The 21973-nt window shown below is 61.6% G+C and carries 20 protein-coding genes; 13 read left to right on the top strand and 7 right to left on the bottom strand.

Going from position 1 to position 21973, the window contains the following annotated elements:
- Positions 1-55: 55 nt before the first annotated feature.
- The 3 genes from ftsX to ftsY are packed head-to-tail and all read right to left on the bottom strand — an operon-like array spanning position 56 to position 3164.
- Entirely contained in the window at positions 56-1078 is a 1023-nt protein-coding gene (gene ftsX, locus HX873_RS06555; protein WP_003213783.1) for a permease-like cell division protein FtsX, read from the bottom strand.
- Entirely contained in the window at positions 1075-1746 is a 672-nt protein-coding gene (gene ftsE / locus HX873_RS06550; RefSeq protein WP_003213784.1) for a cell division ATP-binding protein FtsE, read from the bottom strand. Before ftsE ends, ftsX begins: the two co-directional genes overlap by 4 nt.
- Positions 1743-3164: a signal recognition particle-docking protein FtsY gene (gene ftsY / locus HX873_RS06545; protein WP_177041187.1), complete on the bottom strand. Its 1422-nt coding sequence runs from the start codon at positions 3162-3164 to the stop codon at positions 1743-1745. Before ftsY ends, ftsE begins: the two co-directional genes overlap by 4 nt.
- 232 nt (positions 3165-3396) lie before the next feature.
- Here ftsY and HX873_RS06540 point away from each other — a divergent pair, with 232 nt between their 5' ends.
- From HX873_RS06540 to HX873_RS06525, 4 genes are all read left to right on the top strand, one after another.
- Positions 3397-4752 (top strand): pitrilysin family protein, encoded by a 1356-nt coding sequence (locus HX873_RS06540; RefSeq protein WP_003213786.1) that lies wholly within the window; start codon positions 3397-3399, stop codon positions 4750-4752.
- A complete protein-coding gene (locus HX873_RS06535) occupies positions 4745-6235 on the top strand; it encodes a pitrilysin family protein (RefSeq protein ID WP_177122492.1) in 1491 nt (496 codons plus the stop codon). Before HX873_RS06540 ends, HX873_RS06535 begins: the two co-directional genes overlap by 8 nt.
- A complete protein-coding gene (gene rsmD / locus HX873_RS06530) occupies positions 6235-6840 on the top strand; it encodes a 16S rRNA (guanine(966)-N(2))-methyltransferase RsmD (RefSeq protein ID WP_003213788.1) in 606 nt (201 codons plus the stop codon). Before HX873_RS06535 ends, rsmD begins: the two co-directional genes overlap by 1 nt.
- A gap of 130 nt (positions 6841-6970) precedes the next feature.
- On the top strand, positions 6971-7966 hold the full coding sequence (locus tag HX873_RS06525; RefSeq protein ID WP_177122491.1) for a hydrolase: 996 nt from the start codon (positions 6971-6973) through the stop codon (positions 7964-7966).
- Between the two features lie 47 nt (positions 7967-8013).
- Here the strand turns inward: HX873_RS06525 and HX873_RS06520 are convergent, their stop codons facing one another.
- A complete protein-coding gene (locus tag HX873_RS06520) occupies positions 8014-8868 on the bottom strand; it encodes a sulfurtransferase (protein ID WP_087693253.1) in 855 nt (284 codons plus the stop codon).
- Between the two features lie 39 nt (positions 8869-8907).
- Positions 8908-9579 carry a TetR/AcrR family transcriptional regulator gene (locus HX873_RS06515; RefSeq protein WP_003213791.1) on the bottom strand — a complete coding sequence of 224 codons (672 nt, stop codon included), beginning with the start codon at positions 9577-9579 and terminating at the stop codon, positions 8908-8910.
- A gap of 146 nt (positions 9580-9725) precedes the next feature.
- Between HX873_RS06515 and HX873_RS06510 the strand changes: the two genes are divergently transcribed.
- The 5 genes from HX873_RS06510 to HX873_RS06490 all read left to right on the top strand — a co-directional run bounded on the left by HX873_RS06510 (position 9726) and on the right by HX873_RS06490 (position 14385).
- A complete protein-coding gene (locus HX873_RS06510; RefSeq protein WP_102604117.1) occupies positions 9726-11153 on the top strand; it encodes a coniferyl aldehyde dehydrogenase in 1428 nt (475 codons plus the stop codon).
- Between the two features lie 28 nt (positions 11154-11181).
- A complete protein-coding gene (locus HX873_RS06505) occupies positions 11182-11727 on the top strand; it encodes a twin-arginine translocation pathway signal protein (RefSeq protein ID WP_087693254.1) in 546 nt (181 codons plus the stop codon).
- Positions 11728-11760: 33 nt separating this feature from the next.
- On the top strand, positions 11761-13356 hold the full coding sequence (locus HX873_RS06500; protein ID WP_134327474.1) for a GMC family oxidoreductase: 1596 nt from the start codon (positions 11761-11763) through the stop codon (positions 13354-13356).
- A gap of 114 nt (positions 13357-13470) precedes the next feature.
- Positions 13471-13950: a pantetheine-phosphate adenylyltransferase gene (gene coaD, locus HX873_RS06495; RefSeq protein WP_003176711.1), complete on the top strand. Its 480-nt coding sequence runs from the start codon at positions 13471-13473 to the stop codon at positions 13948-13950.
- Positions 13951-14133: 183 nt separating this feature from the next.
- Positions 14134-14385 (top strand): YfhL family 4Fe-4S dicluster ferredoxin, encoded by a 252-nt coding sequence (locus HX873_RS06490; RefSeq protein ID WP_003213796.1) that lies wholly within the window; start codon positions 14134-14136, stop codon positions 14383-14385.
- A gap of 133 nt (positions 14386-14518) precedes the next feature.
- On the opposite strand, the gene mutM is transcribed toward HX873_RS06490, so the two are convergent.
- Together mutM and HX873_RS06480 are read right to left on the bottom strand one after the other, a co-directional pair.
- A complete protein-coding gene (gene mutM / locus HX873_RS06485; protein WP_008438968.1) occupies positions 14519-15331 on the bottom strand; it encodes a bifunctional DNA-formamidopyrimidine glycosylase/DNA-(apurinic or apyrimidinic site) lyase in 813 nt (270 codons plus the stop codon).
- Positions 15332-15352: 21 nt separating this feature from the next.
- Positions 15353-16165, bottom strand: coding sequence for an HDOD domain-containing protein (locus tag HX873_RS06480; RefSeq protein ID WP_174717803.1), 813 nt, complete (start codon positions 16163-16165; stop codon positions 15353-15355).
- A 299-nt stretch (positions 16166-16464) separates the two neighbouring features.
- Here HX873_RS06480 and HX873_RS06475 point away from each other — a divergent pair, with 299 nt between their 5' ends.
- From HX873_RS06475 to ilvD, 4 genes are all read left to right on the top strand, one after another.
- Positions 16465-17661, top strand: a complete 1197-nt coding sequence (locus HX873_RS06475; RefSeq protein WP_177122490.1) for a class I SAM-dependent rRNA methyltransferase — start codon at positions 16465-16467, stop codon at positions 17659-17661.
- A 232-nt stretch (positions 17662-17893) separates the two neighbouring features.
- Entirely contained in the window at positions 17894-19090 is a 1197-nt protein-coding gene (locus HX873_RS06470; RefSeq protein ID WP_134327475.1) for an MFS transporter, read from the top strand.
- Between the two features lie 212 nt (positions 19091-19302).
- Positions 19303-19761 (top strand): transposase, encoded by a 459-nt coding sequence (locus HX873_RS06465; protein WP_003213801.1) that lies wholly within the window; start codon positions 19303-19305, stop codon positions 19759-19761.
- 330 nt (positions 19762-20091) lie between these two features.
- Positions 20092-21933 (top strand): dihydroxy-acid dehydratase, encoded by a 1842-nt coding sequence (gene ilvD, locus HX873_RS06460; protein WP_177041175.1) that lies wholly within the window; start codon positions 20092-20094, stop codon positions 21931-21933.
- Positions 21934-21973 lie beyond the last annotated feature (40 nt).

The raw sequence follows: 21973 nt of genomic DNA, 5'->3' as shown, positions 1-21973 counted from the left end.
TCCCTAAACCACTGATACGGTCAATACAAACGAAACCACATTACCCTGACATTAACTACTTCGGTGCCAGCTCACGTAAATGCCGTGCGACCGCAATCCAAGCACCGATATACCCCAAGAGCACTGCCCCAAGCAACAATGACAGACCATCGGCTGCCGGCACGCCGGCCAGGGCAAAATCGCTGCCGTACAAACCGGCAAGCCCCACCACCGCATCGTTCAGCCAGTTCAGGCCAAAAGCCAGTACGCCCCAGGACAAAATTCCCGCACCGAAGCCATAAAGCGCGCCCATGTACAGAAAAGGCCGACGCACATAGCTGTCCGTGCCGCCGACGAGTTTAATCACTTCTATCTCGGTGCGGCGGTTTTCAATATGAAGACGAATGGTATTGCCTATCACCAAAAGTAATGCAGACACCAGCAACACCGTCAGGCCGAACACAAACCGGTCGCCCAGCTTGAGAATCGCGGCCAACCGCTCTACCCAGACTAGATCAAGTTGTGCCTGTTGGACCTTCGGCAGCTCTGCGAGTTTTTGTCGCAGGGCTTCCAGGGTGGTCTTGTCGACCTCGTTCGGGGTGACCAGCACCACGCCCGGCAGCGGGTTTTGCGGCAACTCCTTGAGCGCCTCGCCCAGGCCGGACTGTTGCTGGAACTCTTCCAGGGCTTGATCGCGGCTGATGTACTCAGCCTCGGCCACACCCGGAATGCCCTTGATCTGGTCGCGCAGGGACTCACCGTCCTGGGCGCTGGCATCCAGGTTCAGGTACAGGGAAATCTGCGCCGCCCGCTGCCACGAACCGCCAAGGCGCTCGACATTGTTCAGCAGCAATGACAAGCCCATGGGCAGGCTCAAGGCCACGGCCATGACCAGGCAGGTAAAAAAGCTGCCGATCGGCTGCTTGCCGAGGCGGCGCAGGCTGTCTACCAGGCTGGCACGGTGGCTTTCGATCCAGGCATGCACCAAGGTGCCGAAATCCGGGCCATCGTCTTCGTCGCGTTTTTTCTTCTGTGGCTGCGGGTCGGCCGCCTTTGGCGCGACGCGCTCGGAAACCTTCGGGCTGCGTGTTGCACTCATACCCCAGCCTCCCCGTCACCGATCAGGCGGCCGCGTTGCAGGGTCAGCATGCGGTGGCGCATGCGGGCGATCAGCGCCAAGTCGTGACTGGCGATCAGCACGCTGGTGCCCAGGCGGTTGATGTCTTCGAACACGCCCATGATTTCTGCGGCCAGGCGCGGGTCGAGGTTACCGGTGGGTTCGTCCGCCAGCAGCAAGGCCGGGCGATGGACGATGGCGCGGGCGATGCCGACGCGCTGTTGCTGGCCGGTGGACAGGTCGCCTGGGTACAGGTCGGTCTTGTCCGACAGCGCCACGCGCTCCAGGGCCGAATCCACGCGCTTGACGATTTCGGCCTTGGACAGACCGAGAATCTGCAACGGCAAGGCGATGTTGTTGAACACCGTGCGATCGAACAGCAACTGGTGGTTCTGGAACACCACGCCGATCTGGCGACGCAGGAATGGAATCTGTGCGTTGCTGATGGTTGCCAGGTCCTGGCCCGCCAGCAGCAGTTTGCCGGTGGTTGGGCGCTCCATGGCCAGCAACAGGCGCAACAAGGTACTTTTACCGGCACCCGAATGGCCGGTCACAAACAAGAATTCGCCGCGACGCACCCGGAAACTCAGCTCATGCAAGCCGACATGCCCGTTGGCGTAGCGTTTACCGACCTGTTCGAAACGAATCATGAACGCTCCCGCTCGGCAAACAGTGCCTGTACAAAGGGTTCGGCTTCAAAAGTGCGCAGGTCGTCGATGCCTTCACCGACGCCGATGTAACGAATCGGCAACCCGAACTGCTTGGCCAGGGCGAAGATCACACCGCCCTTGGCCGTGCCGTCGAGCTTAGTCAATGCCAGGCCGGTCAGTTGGACCGTCTGGTGGAATTGTTTGGCCTGGCTGATGGCGTTCTGGCCGGTACCGGCGTCCAGCACCAGCAACACCTCGTGGGGCGCGTCGGCGTCGAGCTTGCCGATCACGCGGCGAACTTTCTTCAGCTCTTCCATCAGGTTGTCTTTGGTGTGCAGGCGACCGGCGGTATCGGCGATCAGCACATCAATGTTGCGCGCCTTGGCGGCCTGCACCGCATCGAAGATCACCGAAGCCGAATCGGCGCCGGTGTGCTGGGCGATGACCGGGATCTTGTTGCGCTCGCCCCAGACCTGCAATTGCTCCACGGCGGCGGCACGGAAGGTGTCACCGGCGGCGAGCATGACTTTCTTGCCTTCCAGTTGCAGCTTCTTCGCCAGCTTGCCGATGGTGGTGGTCTTGCCGGCGCCGTTGACGCCAACCACCAGGATCACAAACGGCTTTTTCTGCGTATCGATGATCAGCGGCGCTTCCACCGGCTTGAGCATGTTGGCCAGCTCGGCCTGCAGCGACTTGTAGAGCGCATCGGCGTCGGTCAGCTGCTTGCGCGCGACCTTCTGGGTCAGGCTCTGGATGATCACGGCGGTGGCTTCGACGCCCACGTCGGCGGTCAGCAGGCGGGTTTCGATGTCCTCCAGCAGCTCGTCATCGATGGTCTTTTTGCCGAGGAACAGGCTGGCCATGCCTTCGCCGATGCTGGCGCTGGTCTTGCTCAGGCCTTGCTTGAGGCGGGCGAAGAAACCGGTCTTGCCGGTTTCGGCAGGAACAGCAGGCTCTTCGATGACTGCTGGCGCGGCGACGGCGACCGGAACAGGTTTGGCGACCACCGGTGCAAGCACCTCAACCACTGGCGGCGCTTGGACCACAACGGGCGCAGGCTCCACGAGGGCCGGAATCGGCGGAGCCACATGCTCGGCCAGCTCGCCTTCAACCAGTGCTACAGGCTCTTCTGCCACCGGCAACACCAGCCATGGCTTGTGCTCTGGCTCTGGCTCTGGCTCTGGCGCAGGTTCTGGCTCAACCACCGGCTGCAACACCGGCTCGGCCATCGGCAACACCACCGGGGCCGGTGTTTCGGCAACCGGTTCGGCTTCTACTATGGATTCGGGGATCGGTTCAGCTTGAACCTGCGGCTGTTCGACGACGGTTTCCTGCGGCTTTTTGCGCAGCCATCCGAACAGGCCTTTTTTCTCGCCAGCCGCAGCTGGGGTCTTCTTGTCGTCGTTGGAACCAAACATGGAGACGGCTATCTCAAGGTAGCGACGCGCCAGGGGGCGTGCCGGTAAATAAAATTCGATGCGTAACAGACTGTTTTTTAGCCAGCTCGTTCATGCGCAACATTTTGTAAGGCCTAAATAGAGCCTTAACAAGACAGCCATAGTGGCCGTCCCTAGGTCGGACCAGTATCCTAGCACCTCCTCGCCCGCCGACGCTAAGACCAAGCGGGCAGCCCAACAGGTTTAAAAACGAATGAATGCTCTAGCCCGCCGCGCCGCAGGCCTGCTGCTCAGCACAGTTTGTCTGCCCCTTTCAGCTTTGGCTGCCGACCCACAACCCACCCACGAATTCACCCTGGACAACGGCCTCAAGGTCGTCGTGCGCGAAGACCATCGCGCCCCGGTGGTGGTTTCCCAGGTCTGGTACAAGGTTGGCTCCAGCTATGAAACCCCGGGCCAGACCGGTTTGTCCCACGCCCTGGAACACATGATGTTCAAGGGCAGCGCCAAGGTCGGCCCCGGCGAGGCTTCGTTGATCCTGCGTGACCTGGGTGCCGAAGAAAACGCCTTCACCAGCGACGACTACACCGCTTACTACCAAGTGCTCGCCCGTGACCGCCTGGGTGTCGCCTTCGAGCTGGAAGCCGACCGCATGGCCAGCCTGCGCCTGCCGGCCGACGAGTTCAGCCGCGAGATCGAGGTGATCAAGGAAGAACGCCGGATGCGCACCGACGACAACCCGATGTCCAAGGCCTATGAGCGCTTCAAGGCCATGGCCTACCCGGCCAGCGGCTACCACACGCCGACCATCGGCTGGATGGCCGACCTGGACCGCATGAAGGTTGAAGAGCTGCGCCACTGGTACCAATCCTGGTACGTGCCGAACAACGCCACCCTGGTAGTGGTGGGCGACGTAACCCCGGATGAAGTCAAAACCCTGGCCCAGCGCTATTTCGGCCCGATCCCCAAGCGCGACGTCCCCCCGGCGAAAATCCCGCTGGAACTGGCCGAGCCCGGTGAACGCCTGCTGACTATGCATGTACAGACCAAACTGCCGAGCGTGATCCTTGGTTTCAACGTGCCGAGCCTGGCCACCGCTGAAGACAAACGCTCGGTCAACGCCCTGCGCCTGATCTCGGCCCTGCTGGACGGCGGCTACAGCGCGCGCATCTCGACACAACTGGAGCGCGGCGAAGAGCTGGTGTCCGGCGGTTCGTCGAGCTACGACGCCTACACCCGCGGTGACAGCCTGTTCACCCTGACTGCCACACCGAACCTGCAAAAGAAAAAGACCGTGGCCCAGGCTGAAGCCGGCCTGTGGCGCCTGCTGGATGAGCTGAAGGCCAAGCCACCGAGCGCTGAAGAACTGGAGCGTATCCGCGCCCAGGTCATCGCCGGCGTGGTTTACCAGCGCGACTCGATCACCAGCCAGGCCACTGCCATCGGCTCCCTGGAGACGGTGGGCCTGTCCTGGAAACTCATGGACACCGAGCTGGCCGAGCTGCAAAGCGTCACCGCCGAAGATATCCAGAAAGCTGCACGCACCTATTTCACCCGCGAACGTCTCAGCGTCGCCCATGTCTTGCCTGAGGAGACCGCTCATGAGTGAACGTAAAAACAACCGCCTGGTGCTGCCCGGCCTGATCGTGGTGACTTTGGCTGCTGCCTGCGCGGTGTACTTGCTGCGCCCCAGCGAATCCGTCGCCAGCCAGGCGCTGGAGCAGGCCAAGTCCGCCAACAAGCTGCAATCCCTGGCCGAGATGGACGACAAGGCACCGACCAACCGCAAGCTCGACGTGCAAACCTGGACCACCGCCGAAGGCGCCAAGGTGCTGTTCGTCGAAGCCCATGAACTGCCGATGTTCGACATGCGCATCCTGTTCGCCGCCGGCAGCAGCCAGGACGGCGCAACGCCAGGCCTGGCACTGTTGACCAACGCAATGCTCAACGAAGGCGTGCCGGGCAAGGACGTCAGCCAGATTGCCGCCGGTTTCGACGGCCTGGGTGCCGATTTCAGCAATGGCGCCTACCGCGACATGGCGCTGGTTTCCCTGCGCAGCCTGAGCGCCAGCGACAAGCGTGACGCCGCCCTGTCACTGTTTGACGACGTGATCGGCAAGCCGACCTTCCCGGCAGACTCTCTGGCGCGGATCAAGAACCAGCTGCTGGCCGGCTTTGAATACCAGAAACAGAACCCCGGCAAACTGGCGAGCATCGAGCTGTTCAAGCAGCTCTATGGCGACCACCCTTACGCCCATCCGAGCGAAGGCAACGCCGAGAGCGTGCCGAAGGTGACTCTCGCGCAATTGAAGGACTTCCACGCCAAGGCCTACGCCGCCGGCAACGCAGTGATTTCTGTAGTCGGCGATCTGACCCGCGCCGAAGCCGAAGCCATGACCGCCAAGGTTTCCGCGTCCCTGCCAAAAGGCCCGGCGCTGGCGAAAATCGCCCAACCGGTCGAGCCCAAGGCTGGCACCACACATATCGAGTTCCCGTCCAAGCAGACAACCCTGCTGCTGGCGCAACTGGGAATCGACCGTGCCGACCCGGATTACGCCGCGCTGTCCCTGGGTAACCAGATTCTCGGCGGCGGTGGCTTCGGCACCCGTTTGATGAGCGAAGTGCGCGAGAAACGCGGCCTGACCTACGGCGTATACTCCGGTTTCTCGCCGATGCAGGTACGCGGCCCGTTCATGATCAACCTGCAAACCCGCGCCGAAATGAGCGCCGGCACGCTGCGATTGGTGCAGGACGTACTCGCCGCCTACCTCAAGACCGGCCCGACACAGAAAGAACTCGATGACGCCAAGCGCGAACTGGCCGGCAGCTTCCCGCTGTCCACCGCGAGCAACGCCGATATCGTCGGGCAGCTGGGCGCCATGGGTTTCTACAACCTGCCGCTGAGCTACCTGGAAGATTTCATGAAACAATCCCAGGCGCTGACCGTTGACCAGGTCAAAGCTGCTTTGAACAAACATTTGAGTGCCGACAAGATGGTCATCGTGACCGCCGGCCCGACGATTGCGCAAAAGCCACTACCGCCCCCCACTGATAAACCCGCCGAGCAACCGCTCGGGGTTCCGGAGCATTAATGGCCCGTCCATCCCGTCCCAAAAAACCTGTCCACAACGTTCACAACGGTGTGGGCCAACTGCGCATCATCGGCGGAGAGTGGGGCAGCCGTAAGCTGAGCTTCCCTGATGTCGTGGGCCTGCGCCCGACGCCAGACCGCGTGCGTGAAACCCTGTTCAACTGGCTCGCGCCGTATATCGCCGGGGCCAAGGTGCTGGACCCGTTCGCGGGTAGCGGCGCGCTGTTCCTGGAGTCGCTGTCCCGTGGCGCGGCGCTGGGCCAGGCGCTGGATGCCAGCAATGTGGCGGTCGCCAGCCTCAAGGAACACCTGGGCACCCTGCGTTGCACCACCGGGCAAGTGCAGACGGCTGATGCGTTGCGCTACCTGGAAACCCAGGAAGCCCGTGAGTTTGACGTGGTGTTTCTTGATCCGCCGTTCAACCAGAACCTGCTGCCGACTGTATGTGCGCTGCTGGAAGAGCGTCAGTGGTTGGCGCCGGATGCCTGGATCTACACTGAAAGCGAAACCGCACCGTCCACACTCGGCCTGCCGGGCACGTGGCGCCTGCACCGCGAGCAGAAATCCGGGCGGGTGTATTACGCGTTGTGGCAACGCACCGTGTAGGAGCGAGCTTGCTCGCGAAGATCGTTAACGATGACGCGGGAAACCAGGGGAACGCGGTGATCTTGAGTTTTTCGCGAGCAAGCTCGCTCCTACAATGATTGGAGCAAGCCCATTCGGCACCGAGAATTTCATGACTCCGCCCCTCGACCGCTTCTCCCCCGCCTTCGGCCTCGGCAACCCGCACCTGCAAACGCTGTGGGGACCGCTGTGGCGCAAAACCACGCACATCGAACGCCAGCGCGAACGGCTGTGGCTGGCAGACGGCGACTTTCTCGACCTCGACTGGCACGGGCCCCATGAGGCAACCACCCCGTTGGTGCTGGTCCTGCATGGCCTGACCGGCTCGTCTAACTCGCCCTATGTAGCCGGCCTGCAAAAAGCCCTCGCAACCCAAGGCTGGGCCAGCGTCGCGCTAAACTGGCGTGGCTGCTCCGGCGAACCCAACCTGCTTGCCCGCAGCTACCATTCCGGCGCCAGTGAAGACCTGGCCGAAACCATCGTTCACCTGCGGGCCAAGCGCCCGTTGGCGCCGCTGTATGCGGTGGGGTATTCACTGGGCGGCAATGTGCTGCTCAAGTACTTGGGCGAAACCGGCGAAGCCTGCGGGCTGCAAGGCGCGGCCGCCGTGTCGGTACCGTTTCGCCTGGATCAGTGCGCCGATCGCATTGGCCTGGGCTTTTCTCGGGTTTATCAGAAGCATTTCATGCGCGAAATGCTGGCCTATATCCGCGTCAAACAAAGCCGGTTTCTCAAGGATGGCCGCGAGGCAGGCCTGAAAACCCTCGCCGACCTGGGCTCGCTGGAGAAGATGCGCACGTTCTGGGACTTTGACGGCCGCGTCACCGCGCCGCTGCACGGGTTCCTCAGTGCCGAGGACTACTACCGCCGCGCCTCCAGCCGCTACTACCTCGGGGGCATTCGCACACCAACCCTGATCATCCAGGCCGCGGACGACCCGTTCGTGTTCGCCCACAGCCTGCCCGAGGCCAGCGAACTGTCGGATTGCACCGAGTTCGAACTGCTGGCCAAGGGCGGGCATGTCGGGTTTGTGGATGGCTCGCTGAAACAGCCAACTTACTACCTGGAACGAAGAATCCCGGAGTGGCTACTGACACAACGCCGATAAAAATGTGGGAGCTCCCACACTTTGGCTCAGACCGGGTCAGGCAGACCTCAGTCGCCTGTTGCAACTTCCCGCTTTGGATCAGTGATCCACTCGCTCCACGACCCCGCGTACAACTTGCCCAACGGGTAACCCGCCAGGCACAGCGCAAACAGGTTGTGGCAGGCAGTCACGCCCGAGCCGCAGTAGGCCACCAGGTCATCCGGCGAGCGGTCTTGCAGCTTGGCGGCGAAGCGTTGCTTGAGCTGGTCCGCCGGCAGGAAACGGCCGTCGCTGCCCAGGTTTTCATTGAATGCGGCACATTGCGCGCCGGGGATATGCCCGGCAACCGGGTCGATCGGCTCCACTTCACCACGAAAACGCGGCTGGGCGCGGGCGTCGATCAGGGTCAGGCCGGGCTGGCCAAGGCGTTTCTGCAGGTGTTCGGCGTCCAGTTGCAAGTGGTTGTCCGGCGTGCCGCTGAAGGTGCCGGGCTCGATCACCGGCGCATCCAGGCTCAACGGGAAGCCCGCCGCGTGCCAGGCTTTCAGGCCGCCATCGAGGATGAACACGCCGTCGCGCTTGCCCAGCCAGGCCAGCAGCCACCAGGCACGGGCGGCATAGGCACCGGGGCCGTCGTCATACAAAACGATATCGCTGTCGGCGTTAACGCCCCATGCCCGCAGTTGCCGGATAAACGCATCCGGCGCCGGCAGCGGATGGCGACCGGTCACGCCCTTGATTATCGGCCCGCTGAGGTGGCGCTCCAGGTCGGCATACTGCGCCCCTTCGATATGCCCTTCGGCGTAGCTGCACAGGCCGTAGTCCGGGTCTTCCAGGGCAAAGCGGCAATCGAGGATCACCAGCCCGCCGGACTTCTGGCGCTCGGCCAGTTGCTGGGGGCTGATCAGTTGGGCAAGCGGCATGACTGACTCCTGTGGCTAGGTTAGCGTTCGGGAAACATCCTACTTCACTTCTTCCAGCGCCTGATTCAACGGCACGTAAAACTCTTTGAACAGTGCATCCACCGCGTCCTTGGCCTTGGGGGTGATAAACCCGGCTTCCAGCACCAGCACCTGGTACACACCGCGCTTGATGGCCTCAGCGCTCAGGTGCGTGGACTTTTCATTGGTGGTGCACAGGAAGCGCACCCATGAGGTGAGGATGATCCAAGCGTTGAGGGTCAGGGCTTCGGTTTGTACCGGGTCCATGTTCAGGATGCCGGCATCGACAAAACCCTGGTAGATGGCTGCGCCCTGGATCAGGCAACGCTGGGAGAACCGCCGATAGCCGGTGGCCAGCTCCGGGTCGCTTTCCAGCAGGTGTTCGAGGTCGCGGTGCAAGAAGCGGTAACGCCACATGCCGGCCAGCACCGCCTGCAGGTAGAAGCGCTTGTCTTCCACGGTCACCGCACGGCCCTGGGGCGGGCGCAGGAAGCTGTCCACCAACGCTTCGTACTCACGAAACAGCACTGCGATAATCGCCTGCTTGTTGGGGAAGTGGTAGTACAGGTTGCCCGGGGAAATTTCCATATGGGCAGCGATATGGTTGGTGCTGACACTGCGCTCGCCCTGCTGGTTAAACAGCTCCAGGCTGGTTTGCACAATGCGCTCGCTGGTCTTTACTCGTGGTGCCATGGGAAATCAACTTCTAGACCCGTGATGGCGGCATCTTACGGACTATCCTTGTCCGGATAAATCGGCACGTTGTGCAATGTTATTTGACAATTTAGAGCAATGACTCTAAAAACTGAAGCATTCCAATAACAATCGGGAACTTCGCCATGTCTGCCAACGTTGCCTACCTGCAAGATTCCCAGGCGCTGGACCAACTCCAGGAACTGTTCGACGCCCAGCGCCAAGCCTACGCCGCCAACCCGATGCCGCCGGCCGCCCAGCGCCAGCAATGGCTCAAGGCCTTGCGCGAGCTGTTGAGTGACGAGCGCCAGGCGCTGATCAACGCCATCAGCAGTGATTTCAGCCACCGCAGCGCCGACGAAACCCTGTTCGCCGAACTGATGCCCAGCCTGCATGGCATTCACTACGCCAGCAAACACCTCAAGGGTTGGATGAAACCTTCCCGCCGCGCTGTAGGCATTGCCTTCCAGCCCGCGTCCGCCAAGGTCATCTATCAACCCCTGGGTGTGGTCGGGGTGATCGTGCCCTGGAACTACCCGTTGTACCTGGCCATCGGCCCGCTGGTGGGTGCATTGGCGGCCGGCAACCGGGTGATGCTCAAGCTCAGCGAATCCACCCCCGCCACCGGCCAGTTGCTCAAGACGCTGCTGGCGAAGATCTTCCCCGAGGACCTGGTGTGCGTGGTGCTCGGCGAGGCTGAAGTGGGCATGGCGTTTTCCAAGCTGCGCTTCGACCACCTGCTGTTCACCGGCGCCACCAGCATCGGCAAGCACGTGATGCGCGCGGCGGCCGAACACCTGACTCCGGTCACCCTGGAACTGGGCGGCAAATCACCGGCGATTGTTTCCGCCGACGTGCCGCTCAAGGACGCCGCCGAACGCATCGCCTTCGGCAAGGCGCTGAATGCCGGGCAAACCTGCGTGGCGCCGGACTATGTGCTGGTGCCGGAAGACCGTGTAGACGGCTTCGTCGAGGCCTACAGCAAGGCGGTCCGCGGGTTCTATCCGACCCTGGCCGACAACCCGGACTACACCGCCATCATCAACGAACGACAGTTGGCCCGGCTCAACGGCTACGTGAAAGACGCCACCGACAAGGGTGCCACCCTGGTCCCGCTGTACGACCAGGGCCAGGACCGCCGCATGGCCCACAGCCTGCTGCTGAATGTCAGCGACGAGATGACCGTGATGCAGGACGAAATCTTCGGCCCGGTGCTGCCGATCGTGCCGTATCGCGGCCTCGACCAGGCCTTTGCCTACATCAATCAGCGCCCTCGCCCACTGGCGCTGTATTACTTCGGCTACAACAAGGCGGAACAGAACCGCGTACTGCACGAAACCCATTCCGGCGGCGTGTGCCTGAACGACACGTTGCTGCACGTAGCCCAGGACGACATGCCCTTCGGCGGCATCGGCCCGTCGGGCATGGGCCATTACCACGGCCATGAAGGTTTCCTGACCTTCAGCAAGGCCAAGGGCGTGCTGATCAAGCAACGCCTGAACGCGGCCAAGCTGATTTACCCGCCCTATGGCAAATCCATCCAGAAGTTGATCCAGAAGCTGTTCGTCCGCTAACAAACCCATCACCGGGATAACAATAAGAATGAACCCTAGCCTGACTGAATCACCCGCGCTGTCACGGCGCGGCGTCTTGAAACTCGGCCTGTGCGCCAGCGCCTTCCTGGCCACCGCCGGGCTGGGCGCCAGCCTCAGCGGCTGCTCCAGCAGCACCCCGGCCAGCGGCTTTGCGATGTTGCGCAGCAGTGACCTGCCGTTTTTGCGGGCAGTGATTCCGGTGCTGCTGGAGGGCGTGGCCAGCGCCGAGGTAGTGGTGGCCGGCATCGACGACACCCTGAAAAAGCTCGACTTCAGCCTGCAACACCTGTCGCCCGAGATGTTCAAGCTGACCCAGCAACTGTTCGACGTATTGGGCATGGCCGTCACCCGTGGGCCGCTGACCGGGGTGTGGGGCAGCTGGGAAAACGCCAGCGGCGAACAGATCCGCAACTTCCTGCACCGTTGGGAAAACAGCTACCTGAACCTGCTGCGCATGGGCCAGGGCTCGTTGCTCAAGCTGGTGATCATGGCCTGGTATTTCCGCCCCGAGTCCTGGGCGCATTGCGGCTACCCCGGCCCACCGAAAATCTGATTCGCATCCCGATAAAAACAAGAGACGACCCTGATGCCCGTACCTGATCTGTTCCGCGATGGCATGGCCCGCGGCTGGAAGACCCACAATGGCGCCGCCCTCGACCAGGACCTGACCCTGGAAGCCGACGTCGCAATCATCGGCAGCGGCGCCGGCGGCGGCACCACCGCCGAAATCCTCAGCGCCGCCGGCTACAAGGTGCTGCTGATCGAAGAAGGCCCGCTGAAGACCAGCAACGACTTCAAGCTGCTGGAAGACGAGGCCTACGCCAGCCTCTACCAGGAAGGCATCGGGCGCATGAGCAAGGACGGCGCTATCACCATCCTGCAGGGCCGCGCGGTCGGCGGCACCACGCTGATCAACTGGACCTCCAGCTTCCGCACCCCGGACCCGACCCTCGCCCACTGGGCCAGCGAGTACGCGGTCAAGGGCCACAGCAGCGCCGAAATGGCGCCCTGGTTCGAAAAAATGGAACAACGCCTGGGCATCGCGCCTTGGGCCATGCCACCGAATGCCAACAATGACGTGATCCGCAAGGGCTGCGAAAAGCTTGGCTACAGCTGGCACGTGATCCCGCGCAATGTGCGCGGCTGTTTCAACCTGGGGTATTGCGGCATGGGTTGCCCGGTCAACGCCAAGCAATCAATGCTGGTGACCACCATTCCGTCCACCCTGGAGAAAGGCGGCGAGCTGCTGTACCTGGCCCGCGCCGAACGCCTGAAGTTCAGCGGCGACACCATCACCAGCCTCGAATGCGTGGCCATGGATCAGTTTTGCGTGGCACCCACCGGCCGCAAGATCACAGTCAAAGCCAAGCATTACGTACTGGCCGGCGGCGGCATCAACAGCCCGGCGCTGCTGCTGCGCTCGGACGCACCCGATCCCCACTCGCGACTGGGCAAGCGAACCTTTTTACACCTGGTGAATTTTTCCGCAGGGTTGTTCGACGAGGTGATCAACCCGTTCTACGGCGCGCCGCAGTCGATTTATTCCGATCACTTCCAATGGCAGGACGGCACTACCGGCAAAATGTCCTACAAGCTCGAAGTACCGCCACTGCATCCGGGCCTGGCCAGCACCTTGCTCGGCGGCTACGGCACGCAGAACGCGCTGGACATGGGTCAACTGCCGAAAACCCACGCCATGCTGGCGCTGCTGCGGGACGGCTTCCACCCCGACAGCCCGGGTGGCACAGTCGAATTACGCGGCGATGGCACCCCGGTGCTCGATTATCAGGTTTCGCCCTACGCCTGGGACGGCCTGCGCCGGGCATTCCACAGCATGGCGGAGATTCAGTTTGCCGGCGGCGCCAAGTCGGTGATGCCGCTGCACGGCGATGCGCGCTACGTGAACACCTTGGCTGAAGCCCGCAGCATGATCGACGGGTTGAACCTCGAATTGCACCGAACCCGGCTCGGCAGCGCTCATGTAATGGGCGGTTGCGCGATGGGGGAAGAACCGAAAAACGCCGTGGCCGACAGCCTTGGGCGCCATCATCAACTGCGCAACTTGTCGATCCACGATGGCTCGCTATTCCCCACCAGCATTGGCGCTAACCCGCAGTTATCGGTGTATGGATTGACGGCGCAACTGGCGACGGCATTGGCCGAACGTCTGAAAACGGCCTGAAAAAACCGGGTATTCGCGGTGTCTATAGTGCTTTCTTCTGAATAAGTTGACTTGGCCGACCGGGATGGCTGCGATACCATCCGGTTCCCCAACGGACTCCGCCAGGACGACGCGATGAACCGAGTGTTGTACCCAGGTACCTTCGACCCAATCACCAAGGGCCATGGCGATCTGGTCGAACGCGCCTCGCGCTTGTTCGACCATGTGATTATCGCGGTCGCTGCCAGCCCCAAGAAAAACCCGCTGTTTCCCCTGGAACAGCGCGTGGAGCTGGCCCGTGAGGTCACCAAGCATCTGCCCAACGTTGAAGTGGTCGGCTTCTCGACGCTGCTGGCGCACTTCGCCAAGGAACAGAACGCCAATGTGTTCCTGCGCGGCCTGCGGGCGGTGTCGGATTTCGAATACGAATTCCAGCTGGCCAACATGAACCGCCAACTGGCGCCGGACGTGGAAAGCCTGTTTCTTACGCCTTCGGAACGTTATTCGTTCATTTCCTCGACGTTGGTCCGGGAAATCGCGGCGTTGGGCGGGGATATCACCAAGTTCGTGCACCCGGCTGTGGCGGATGCTCTCACCCTGCGATTCAAGAAATAATCCCGGACTGCAGGAGCTGGCTTGCCAGCGATCCAGGCGCCACGGTGCAACTGACCCATCGCCATCGCCGGCAAGCCGGCTCCTACTGTCCATCGCTGTGACTCGCACTGCGGGCGCCAATGCGGCACAATTGCGCGCATTAGTTTTCAGATGCCTTGGCTGACAGCCCTGGCAGGAGTTTCCATGTCCCTGATCATCACCGACGATTGCATCAACTGCGACGTCTGCGAACCCGAGTGCCCGAACGCTGCCATTTCCCAGGGTGAAGAGATCTATGTGATCGACCCCAACCTGTGCACCCAGTGTGTCGGCCACTACGACGAACCCCAGTGCCAGCAGGTTTGCCCGGTGGATTGCATTCCGCTGGACGAGGCTCATCCGGAAACGGAAGAGCAACTGATGGAGAAGTACCGGTTGATTACCGGGAAGGCCTAAGTCCCTTGGCGCTTCATTAAGCCCCTTCGCGAGCAAGCCCGCTCCCACATTCGACCGAGTTCCACCTTTGGAATGCAGTCGAATGTGGGAGCGGGCTTGCTCGCGAATAGGCCATCAGCAGCACCACAAATTGTCAGCTCTGACACTTCGGGCAAAACACACTCGCCCGCTGCCCCAGCATCACGTTGCGCAACTCAGTCCCACAGACCTTGCACGCCTCGCCACCACGGCCATAGACGAACAATTCCTGCTGGAAATACCCCGGCTGCCCGTCGCCGCCGATAAAGTCCCGCAACGTGGTGCCGCCGCGCTCGATGGCCGCCGCCAGGATGCGCTTGATCTCGATCGCCAGCTTCAGGTAACGCCCACGGGAAATGCCCTTGGCTTCCCGACGCGGATCAATCCCGGCGGCAAACAGCGCTTCCGTCGCATAGATATTGCCCACGCCCACCACCACCGCGTTGTCCATGATGAACGGCTTCACCGCCATCGAGCGTCCACGGGACAGCTGGAATAGCCGCTCGCCGTCGAACAGGTCGGTCAACGGCTCCGGCCCCAGGCGGATCAGCAGCTCGTGGTTCAGCGGGTCGAGGCTCCAGAGCATCGCGCCAAAGCGTCGCGGGTCGGTGTAGCGCAGGGCCAGGCCCGACTCCAGTTCTATATCCACATGCTCATGCTTGGCCGCCGGGCTGCCGGCTTCCACCAGGCGCAGGTTGCCCGACATCCCCAAGTGGCTGATCAGCGTGCCGACCTCGGCATTGATCAACAAATACTTGGCCCGCCGCTCCACCAGCACGATGCGTTGCCCGGACAGCCGCACATCCAGGTCTTCCGGGATCGGCCAGCGCAGGCGCCGCTCACGCACCACCACACGGCTGACCCGCTGGCCTTCCAGGTGCGGCGCAATTCCGCGCCGGGTGGTTTCGACTTCCGGTAACTCGGGCATGTGTACCTCTTGGAAAAAGGGTTAGTGCGCGCCCAGCTCGCGGATCGACAACTTCAAGCTCTCGAAGTCGTAGTCCGACAGGCCGATATGGTCCAGCACCAGCGGGCCGATGGCGTTCCACTCATGGTCATCCACCTGGTTGCCCAGCACGCGGTACGACGCACAAATGTGCTCGGCCATCTTCAGGATCGCCAGCAGGTTTTTCAGCTGCGGCTTCTGGTTGGACTCGTCGCTGAAAATCGCCAGGGCATTGTGGTGATTGGCGATGGCATCGGTCACATGTTCCGGCAGGCGCCAGGATTTGGCGGTGTAGTAACCCACCACGGCATGGTTGGTGTTGAACGCCTGGTTCTCGGTGTCGACCACACGGCACTCCGGGCCGGCGTTGGCATAGGCCTCTTCCAGCACACTCATGTAGTTCGGGAAACGCTTGAGCATCAACGGCACGCCACAATCGTGGAACAGCCCCAATGCGTAGGCTTCATCGACCGCCTGGCTGCCGGTGCGCTTGGCCAGGGCCAGGCAGGTCATGGCCACGTCCTGGGCGGTGTCCCAGAAACGGTTGAGGGTGACGATGGTGTCGTCGCTCATCTCGCCCTTGATCGACTGCGCGTTGATCAGGTTGACGATGGAGCGGCTGCCCAGCAGGTTCACCGCGCGCTGTATCGAGACGATCTTGTTGCTCAGACCGTAATACGGCGAATTGACGATCTTCAGCAGCGAGCCGGAGAGGCCCGGGTCCTGGGCGATCAACCGAGCGATCACTTCCAGGTCCGGATCGGGCATGTACTGCTCCATCTGCAAATCCACCATGATTTGCGGTTGAGGCGGCACACTGATGCCTTGGAGGCTCTGTTGGATCTGTTCGGCGGATAGCTCTTGGGACATAGGGGGCACACTCTGGACTAGGCGGCGATTCTAACCTTTATGGCAACCAGGCTGACACCTCAAAAACCCGAACTGAAACCGGACCGAATGTGGGAGCGGGCTTGCTCGCGAAAGCGGTGTGTCAGCCACCGAATGGGTTTACTGATCCTCCGCTTTCGCGAGCAAGCCCGCTCCCACATGTCCGGCGGCGCCGCCAAGTACTGCACAACACGGTATACTCCCGCTCTTTTTTCCGGAGCGACGTCATGTCCCTGCCAAGCCTGCGTCTCAAAGCCAACGCCGATCGTCGTTTGCGCAACGGCCACCTGTGGGTCTACAGCAACGAAATCGATGTGGCCGCCACACCTCTTCACGGCTTCCAGGCAGGCGACCAGGCGATCCTGGAAGCAGCCGGCGGCAAGCCCCTCGGCATCGTGGCCATGAGCCCGAACAACCTGATCTGCGCCCGCCTGCTGTCCCGCGACATCAAGTTGCCGCTGGACAAGTCGCTGCTGGTACACCGCATCAACGTCGCCCTGTCCCTGCGTGACCGCCTGTTCGACAAGCCGTTCTACCGCCTGGTGTACGGCGATTCCGACTTGTTGCCAGGCCTGGTGGTCGACCGTTTCGGCGACATCCTGGTGGTGCAGATCGCTTCGGCGACCATGGAAGCCCACAAGGAAGACGTGATTGCCGCACTGACCCAAGTGCTCAAGCCAAGCGGCATCCTGTTCAAGAACGACTCCGCCGCGCGTGATGCCGAAGGCCTCAACCGCTACGTCGAAACCGTGTTCGGCCTGGTGCCGGAGTGGGTTGCCCTCGAAGAAAACGGCGTGAAGTTCGAAGCGCCGGTGATCCAGGGCCAGAAGACCGGCTGGTTCTACGACCACCGCATGAACCGCGCCCGCATGGCTCCGTATGCCAAAGGCAAACGCGTACTCGACCTGTACAGCTACATCGGCGGCTGGGGCGTGCAAGCGGCCGCCTTCGGTGCCAGTGAAGTGTTCTGCGTCGACGCCTCCGCCTTCGCCCTCGACGGCGTGGAGCGCAACGCGGCACTGAACGGCGTTGCCGAGAAAATGACCTGCATCGAAGGCGACGTGTTCGAAGCCCTCAAAGAGCTGAAAGCCAGCGAAGAGCGTTTCGACGTGATCGTGGCCGACCCGCCTGCCTTCATCAAGCGCAAGAAAGACATGAAGAACGGCGAAGGCGCCTACCGCCGCCTGAACGAGCAAGCCATGCGCCTGCTCAGCAAGGACGGCATCCTGGTCAGCGCTTCGTGCTCGATGCACTTGCCGGAAGACGACCTGCAAAACATCCTGCTGACCAGCGCCCGTCACCTGGATCGCAACATCCAGATGCTGGAACGCGGCGGCCAGGGCCCGGACCACCCGGTGCACCCGGCGATTGCCGAGACCCGGTATATCAAGAGCATTACTTGCCGGTTGTTGCCGAATAGCTAACGCCCAATTGGAACCGGATCAACTGTAGGAGCGAGCTTGCTCGCGAAAGACGAATAGACAACACGGGCTACCTGATAGCGCTGCGTTATCGTTGACGTTCTTCGCGAGCAAGCTCGCTCCTACAGCGGCAACACACACCATCATGGGCTTGGCCTCCCACAACACTTTTGATTGAATTCCCCGTTTCGCAGACTAGTATCGGTTTCTGGTTTTACTCCGGAAAATAAAAACAATGTCTGAGTCCTCTTATTCGCCACCCCATGGCGACTTAAAACGCCAACAACGCTCGCGCTTCATCCTCATCACCTGCATCTCGCTGATCAGCTTCTTCCCGATCAATATCCTGCTGCCCTCCTTTCCAGCCCTGGCCGCGAAGTTCGATACCTCAACTGCTGAGGTCGCCTTATCCATCAGCCTGTTCACTCTGGTCTTTGCGATTTCCCAACTGATCGCCGGCCCGCTTTCAGATAAATTCGGGCGCAAGGAAGTGCTGCTGGGGTGCATCGTGGTTTCCACCCTAGGCTCGATCGGCTGCGCACTGGCGGCGAATTACCCGAGTTTCCTGCTGTTTCGCGCCGTCCAGGCCATCGGCTGTGGCTTTTTTGTGCTCGGCCATGCGCTGGTTGAAGACCTTTTCGAAGAGCAGGATCGCGCCCGCATCCGCATCTACTACATGACCCTGAGCGGATCGTTCGTTGCGCTGTCGCCGCTGCTCGGCTCCTGGCTGCAAACCACATTTGATTGGCAGGGCAGCTTTTATGGATTTGCGGTGATGGCGCTAGGCATGTTTATCCATGCCTGGCTGATATTGCCGTCCAAGGCGGCCAGCCCTGAAAGAGCCCCTGTTTCGATCATCGCCACGCTGAAATCCATCGCAAGCAACCGGGACTTCATCCGTTACTGGTGGATCGCCGCGTTGGTATTCGCGTGTTACTTCGCCTTGATCAGCGTGACACCGCTGATTTTCATGGATGAGTTGAAGCTGTCCGAATACCAGTACGCGGTAGTGCTGATGGTGTATGGCGTTGCCTACCTGCTGGGCGGCGTTGCAGCAACTGCACTGCAGAAACATATCTCCCTCACGCGACAAATCAACCTCGGGCTGGGCCTGCTGGGGATCGCAGGCGTATTGCTGACGCTGGTGATCAGCTATGAGGCCATGACCACCATAACCCTGCTGATCCCGATGCTGATCAGCGCCCTGGCCGTGACCCTGGTTCGCCCCGCCGCGATTTCCGCGGCCATGTTGCTGTTCTCCAGCAGCGCCGGCACCGCCGCGTCGGCCGGCAACAGCATCATGTTCATCACCGCCGCCGTCAGCAGCGCCGCGCTCGCCCAAGCCGGAGACAACTTGCTGATGACCATCGCCATCAGCTTCATCGTGCTCAGCGTTTGGGGCGTAGTGACGAACATCAGAGTCGGACGCTAACGCTCTCCCACTCCCACTGTAGGAGCGAGCTTGCTCGCGAAAAACATATAGGCGACACGGGCCACCTGATAGCGCTGCGTTATCGTTGACGTTCTTCGCGAGCAAGCTCGCTCCTACAGAAGGCATGACATATTCAGAACCAGTGTTTAAACGCCAATAGACACTGTTGCCTCCTACCGTCTCTCTTCTACCCACACGAAGAGGACGAAGGAATGTCCACCCAGCAAAACGCCCATCGGCTGCGTAAAGGCCGCTATTCGGAATCCGGCCGCATTTACCTGCTCACCGCCGTCACCCATCAACGACAGCTGGTCTTCCAGGACTGGCGCATTGGTCGCCTGCTTGTTCGCGAATTCAGAAAGGCTCAGGACGACGGCGAGGCGACCTCACTGGCCTGGGTCGTGATGCCGGACCATTTCCATTGGCTGGTGGAATTGCACAACGGCGATTTGCCGAGACTGATGCGGATTACCAAGTCGCGAAGTGCCCACGCCATTAACAAAGCGAGGAGTTGCCACGGGACACTTTGGCAAAAGGGCTACTTTGATCGGGCGCTACGCCGGGAAGATGACCTGAAAGCAACAGCTCGATACATCGTCGCCAATCCATTAAGAGCAGGGCTGGTTGAGCGTATCGGCGACTATCCGCTCTGGGACGCCATGTGGCTGTGAAACACGCAACCCTGTAGGAGCGAGCTTGCTCGCGAAAAACCAACAGACGACACGGACCACCTGATAGCGCTGCGTTACCGTTGACGTTTTTCGCGAGCAAGCTCGCTCCTACAGGTAGACGGCCATTCCCTCCGGCCGCCAGCGGTGTAGAATCGGACCTATTCATCGCCAGTCATCCCCCGGCGGGTTTATGAGCTCGAGGCCCAAGCAAGCGGCGATCCCGCGACGCGAGTGGCAACTTCCGGACACACGGCCATTTATCGGGTGTTCCAGTCGTCAATTAGAAGCTCACTCCCCTTTAGTACTTGATTAGCCGCCCGGAGTGCTCCAATGCCTGATTACCGCTCGAAAACATCCACCCACGGCCGCAACATGGCCGGCGCCCGCGCACTGTGGCGCGCCACGGGGATGAAAGATGACGACTTCAAGAAGCCGATCATCGCGATTGCCAACTCGTTCACCCAGTTCGTACCCGGCCACGTCCACCTCAAGGACCTGGGCCAACTGGTCGCCCGCGAGATCGAACGCGCCGGCGGTGTAGCGAAAGAATTCAACACCATCGCCGTGGATGACGGCATCGCCATGGGCCATGACGGCATGCTGTATTCCCTGCCGAGCCGCGAGATCATCGCCGACTCCGTGGAGTACATGGTCAACGCCCACTGCGCCGACGCCATCGTGTGCATCTCCAACTGCGACAAGATCACCCCCGGCATGCTGATGGCCGCCCTGCGCCTGAACATCCCGGTGATCTTCGTCTCCGGCGGCCCGATGGAAGCCGGCAAGACCAAGCTCGCCTCCCACGGCCTCGACCTGGTGGACGCCATGGTCATCGCCGCCGATTCCAGCGCTTCTGACGAGAAGGTTGCGGAATACGAGCGCAGCGCCTGCCCTACCTGCGGTTCGTGCTCCGGCATGTTCACCGCCAACTCGATGAACTGCCTGGTGGAAGCCTTAGGGCTCGCCTTGCCGGGCAACGGCTCGACACTGGCCACCCACAGCGACCGCGAGCAACTGTTCCTGCAGGCCGGCCGCACCATCGTCGAGCTGTGCAAGCGTTACTACACCGAGAACGATGAGTCGGTGTTGCCGCGCAACATCGCCAACTTCAAGGCGTTCGAAAACGCCATGACCCTGGACATCGCCATGGGCGGTTCCACCAACACCATCCTGCACTTGCTGGCCGCCGCCCAGGAAGCCGAGATCGACTTCGACCTGCGGGACATCGACCGCCTGTCCCGCCACGTGCCGCAACTGTGCAAAGTCGCGCCGAACATCCAGAAGTACCACATGGAAGACGTGCACCGCGCCGGCGGGATCTTCTCGATCCTCGGCTCCCTGGCCCGTGGCGGCCTGTTGCACACCGACCTGCCGACCGTGCACAGCAAATCCCTGGCCGAAGGCATCGCCAAGTGGGACATCACCCAAACCACTGACGAAGCCGTGCATCACTTCTTCAAGGCCGGCCCGGCCGGCATCCCGACGCAGACCGCGTTCAGCCAGTCGACCCGTTGGGAAACCCTCGACGACGACCGTGAAAACGGCTGCATCCGCAGTGTCGAGCATGCCTATTCGAAAGAGGGCGGCCTGGCCGTGCTGTACGGCAACATCGCGCTGGATGGCTGCGTCGTGAAAACCGCCGGTGTCGACGAGTCGATCCACGTGTTCGAAGGCCGCGCCAAGATCTACGAAAGCCAGGACAGCTCGGTACGCGGCATCCTCGCTGACGAAGTGAAGGAAGGCGACATCGTCATCATCCGTTACGAAGGCCCGAAAGGCGGCCCGGGCATGCAAGAGATGCTGTACCCGACGTCGTACCTGAAATCCAAGGGCCTGGGCAAAGCCTGCGCCTTGCTCACCGACGGCCGCTTCTCGGGCGGTACTTCGGGCCTGTCCATCGGCCACGCTTCGCCGGAAGCTGCTGCGGGCGGCGCCATCGGCCTGGTGCAGGATGGCGACAAGGTGCTGATCGACATTCCGAACCGCTCGATCAACCTGTTGATCAGCGATGAAGAACTGGCGGCACGCCGCATCGAGCAGGACAAGAAAGGCTGGAAGCCGGTGGAGAAGCGTCCGCGCAAAGTCACCACCGCCTTGAAGGCTTACGCCCTGCTGGCCACCAGTGCCGACAAGGGTGCTGTGCGTAACAAGGCGATGCTCGACGGGCTGTAAACCTCGCCCATAAAAAAGCCCCGCCAGGTGCGGGGCATTT

This window comes from Pseudomonas sp. P7758 (assembly GCF_013386485.1).
In the GTDB taxonomy this organism is placed as follows: Bacteria; Pseudomonadota; Gammaproteobacteria; order Pseudomonadales; family Pseudomonadaceae; genus Aquipseudomonas.
This window is presented reverse-complemented; position numbering and strand designations above follow the sequence as displayed.

Excerpts from the sequence above, each read along its gene's own strand:
- ftsX (WP_003213783.1), bottom strand. The coding sequence starts at position 1,078 with ATGAGTGCAACACGCAGCCCGAAGGTTTCCGAGCGCGTCGCGCCAAAG.
- ftsE (WP_003213784.1), bottom strand. The coding sequence starts at position 1,746 with ATGATTCGTTTCGAACAGGTCGGTAAACGCTACGCCAACGGGCATGTC.
- ftsY (WP_177041187.1), bottom strand. The coding sequence starts at position 3,164 with ATGTTTGGTTCCAACGACGACAAGAAGACCCCAGCTGCGGCTGGCGAG.
- HX873_RS06540 (WP_003213786.1), top strand. The coding sequence starts at position 3,397 with ATGAATGCTCTAGCCCGCCGCGCCGCAGGCCTGCTGCTCAGCACAGTT.
- HX873_RS06535 (WP_177122492.1), top strand. The coding sequence starts at position 4,745 with ATGAGTGAACGTAAAAACAACCGCCTGGTGCTGCCCGGCCTGATCGTG.
- rsmD (WP_003213788.1), top strand. The coding sequence starts at position 6,235 with ATGGCCCGTCCATCCCGTCCCAAAAAACCTGTCCACAACGTTCACAAC.
- HX873_RS06525 (WP_177122491.1), top strand. The coding sequence starts at position 6,971 with ATGACTCCGCCCCTCGACCGCTTCTCCCCCGCCTTCGGCCTCGGCAAC.
- HX873_RS06520 (WP_087693253.1), bottom strand. The coding sequence starts at position 8,868 with ATGCCGCTTGCCCAACTGATCAGCCCCCAGCAACTGGCCGAGCGCCAG.
- HX873_RS06515 (WP_003213791.1), bottom strand. The coding sequence starts at position 9,579 with ATGGCACCACGAGTAAAGACCAGCGAGCGCATTGTGCAAACCAGCCTG.
- HX873_RS06510 (WP_102604117.1), top strand. The coding sequence starts at position 9,726 with ATGTCTGCCAACGTTGCCTACCTGCAAGATTCCCAGGCGCTGGACCAA.
- HX873_RS06505 (WP_087693254.1), top strand. The coding sequence starts at position 11,182 with ATGAACCCTAGCCTGACTGAATCACCCGCGCTGTCACGGCGCGGCGTC.
- HX873_RS06500 (WP_134327474.1), top strand. The coding sequence starts at position 11,761 with ATGCCCGTACCTGATCTGTTCCGCGATGGCATGGCCCGCGGCTGGAAG.
- coaD (WP_003176711.1), top strand. The coding sequence starts at position 13,471 with ATGAACCGAGTGTTGTACCCAGGTACCTTCGACCCAATCACCAAGGGC.
- HX873_RS06490 (WP_003213796.1), top strand. The coding sequence starts at position 14,134 with ATGTCCCTGATCATCACCGACGATTGCATCAACTGCGACGTCTGCGAA.
- mutM (WP_008438968.1), bottom strand. The coding sequence starts at position 15,331 with ATGCCCGAGTTACCGGAAGTCGAAACCACCCGGCGCGGAATTGCGCCG.
- HX873_RS06475 (WP_177122490.1), top strand. The coding sequence starts at position 16,465 with ATGTCCCTGCCAAGCCTGCGTCTCAAAGCCAACGCCGATCGTCGTTTG.
- HX873_RS06470 (WP_134327475.1), top strand. The coding sequence starts at position 17,894 with ATGTCTGAGTCCTCTTATTCGCCACCCCATGGCGACTTAAAACGCCAA.
- HX873_RS06465 (WP_003213801.1), top strand. The coding sequence starts at position 19,303 with ATGTCCACCCAGCAAAACGCCCATCGGCTGCGTAAAGGCCGCTATTCG.
- ilvD (WP_177041175.1), top strand. The coding sequence starts at position 20,092 with ATGCCTGATTACCGCTCGAAAACATCCACCCACGGCCGCAACATGGCC.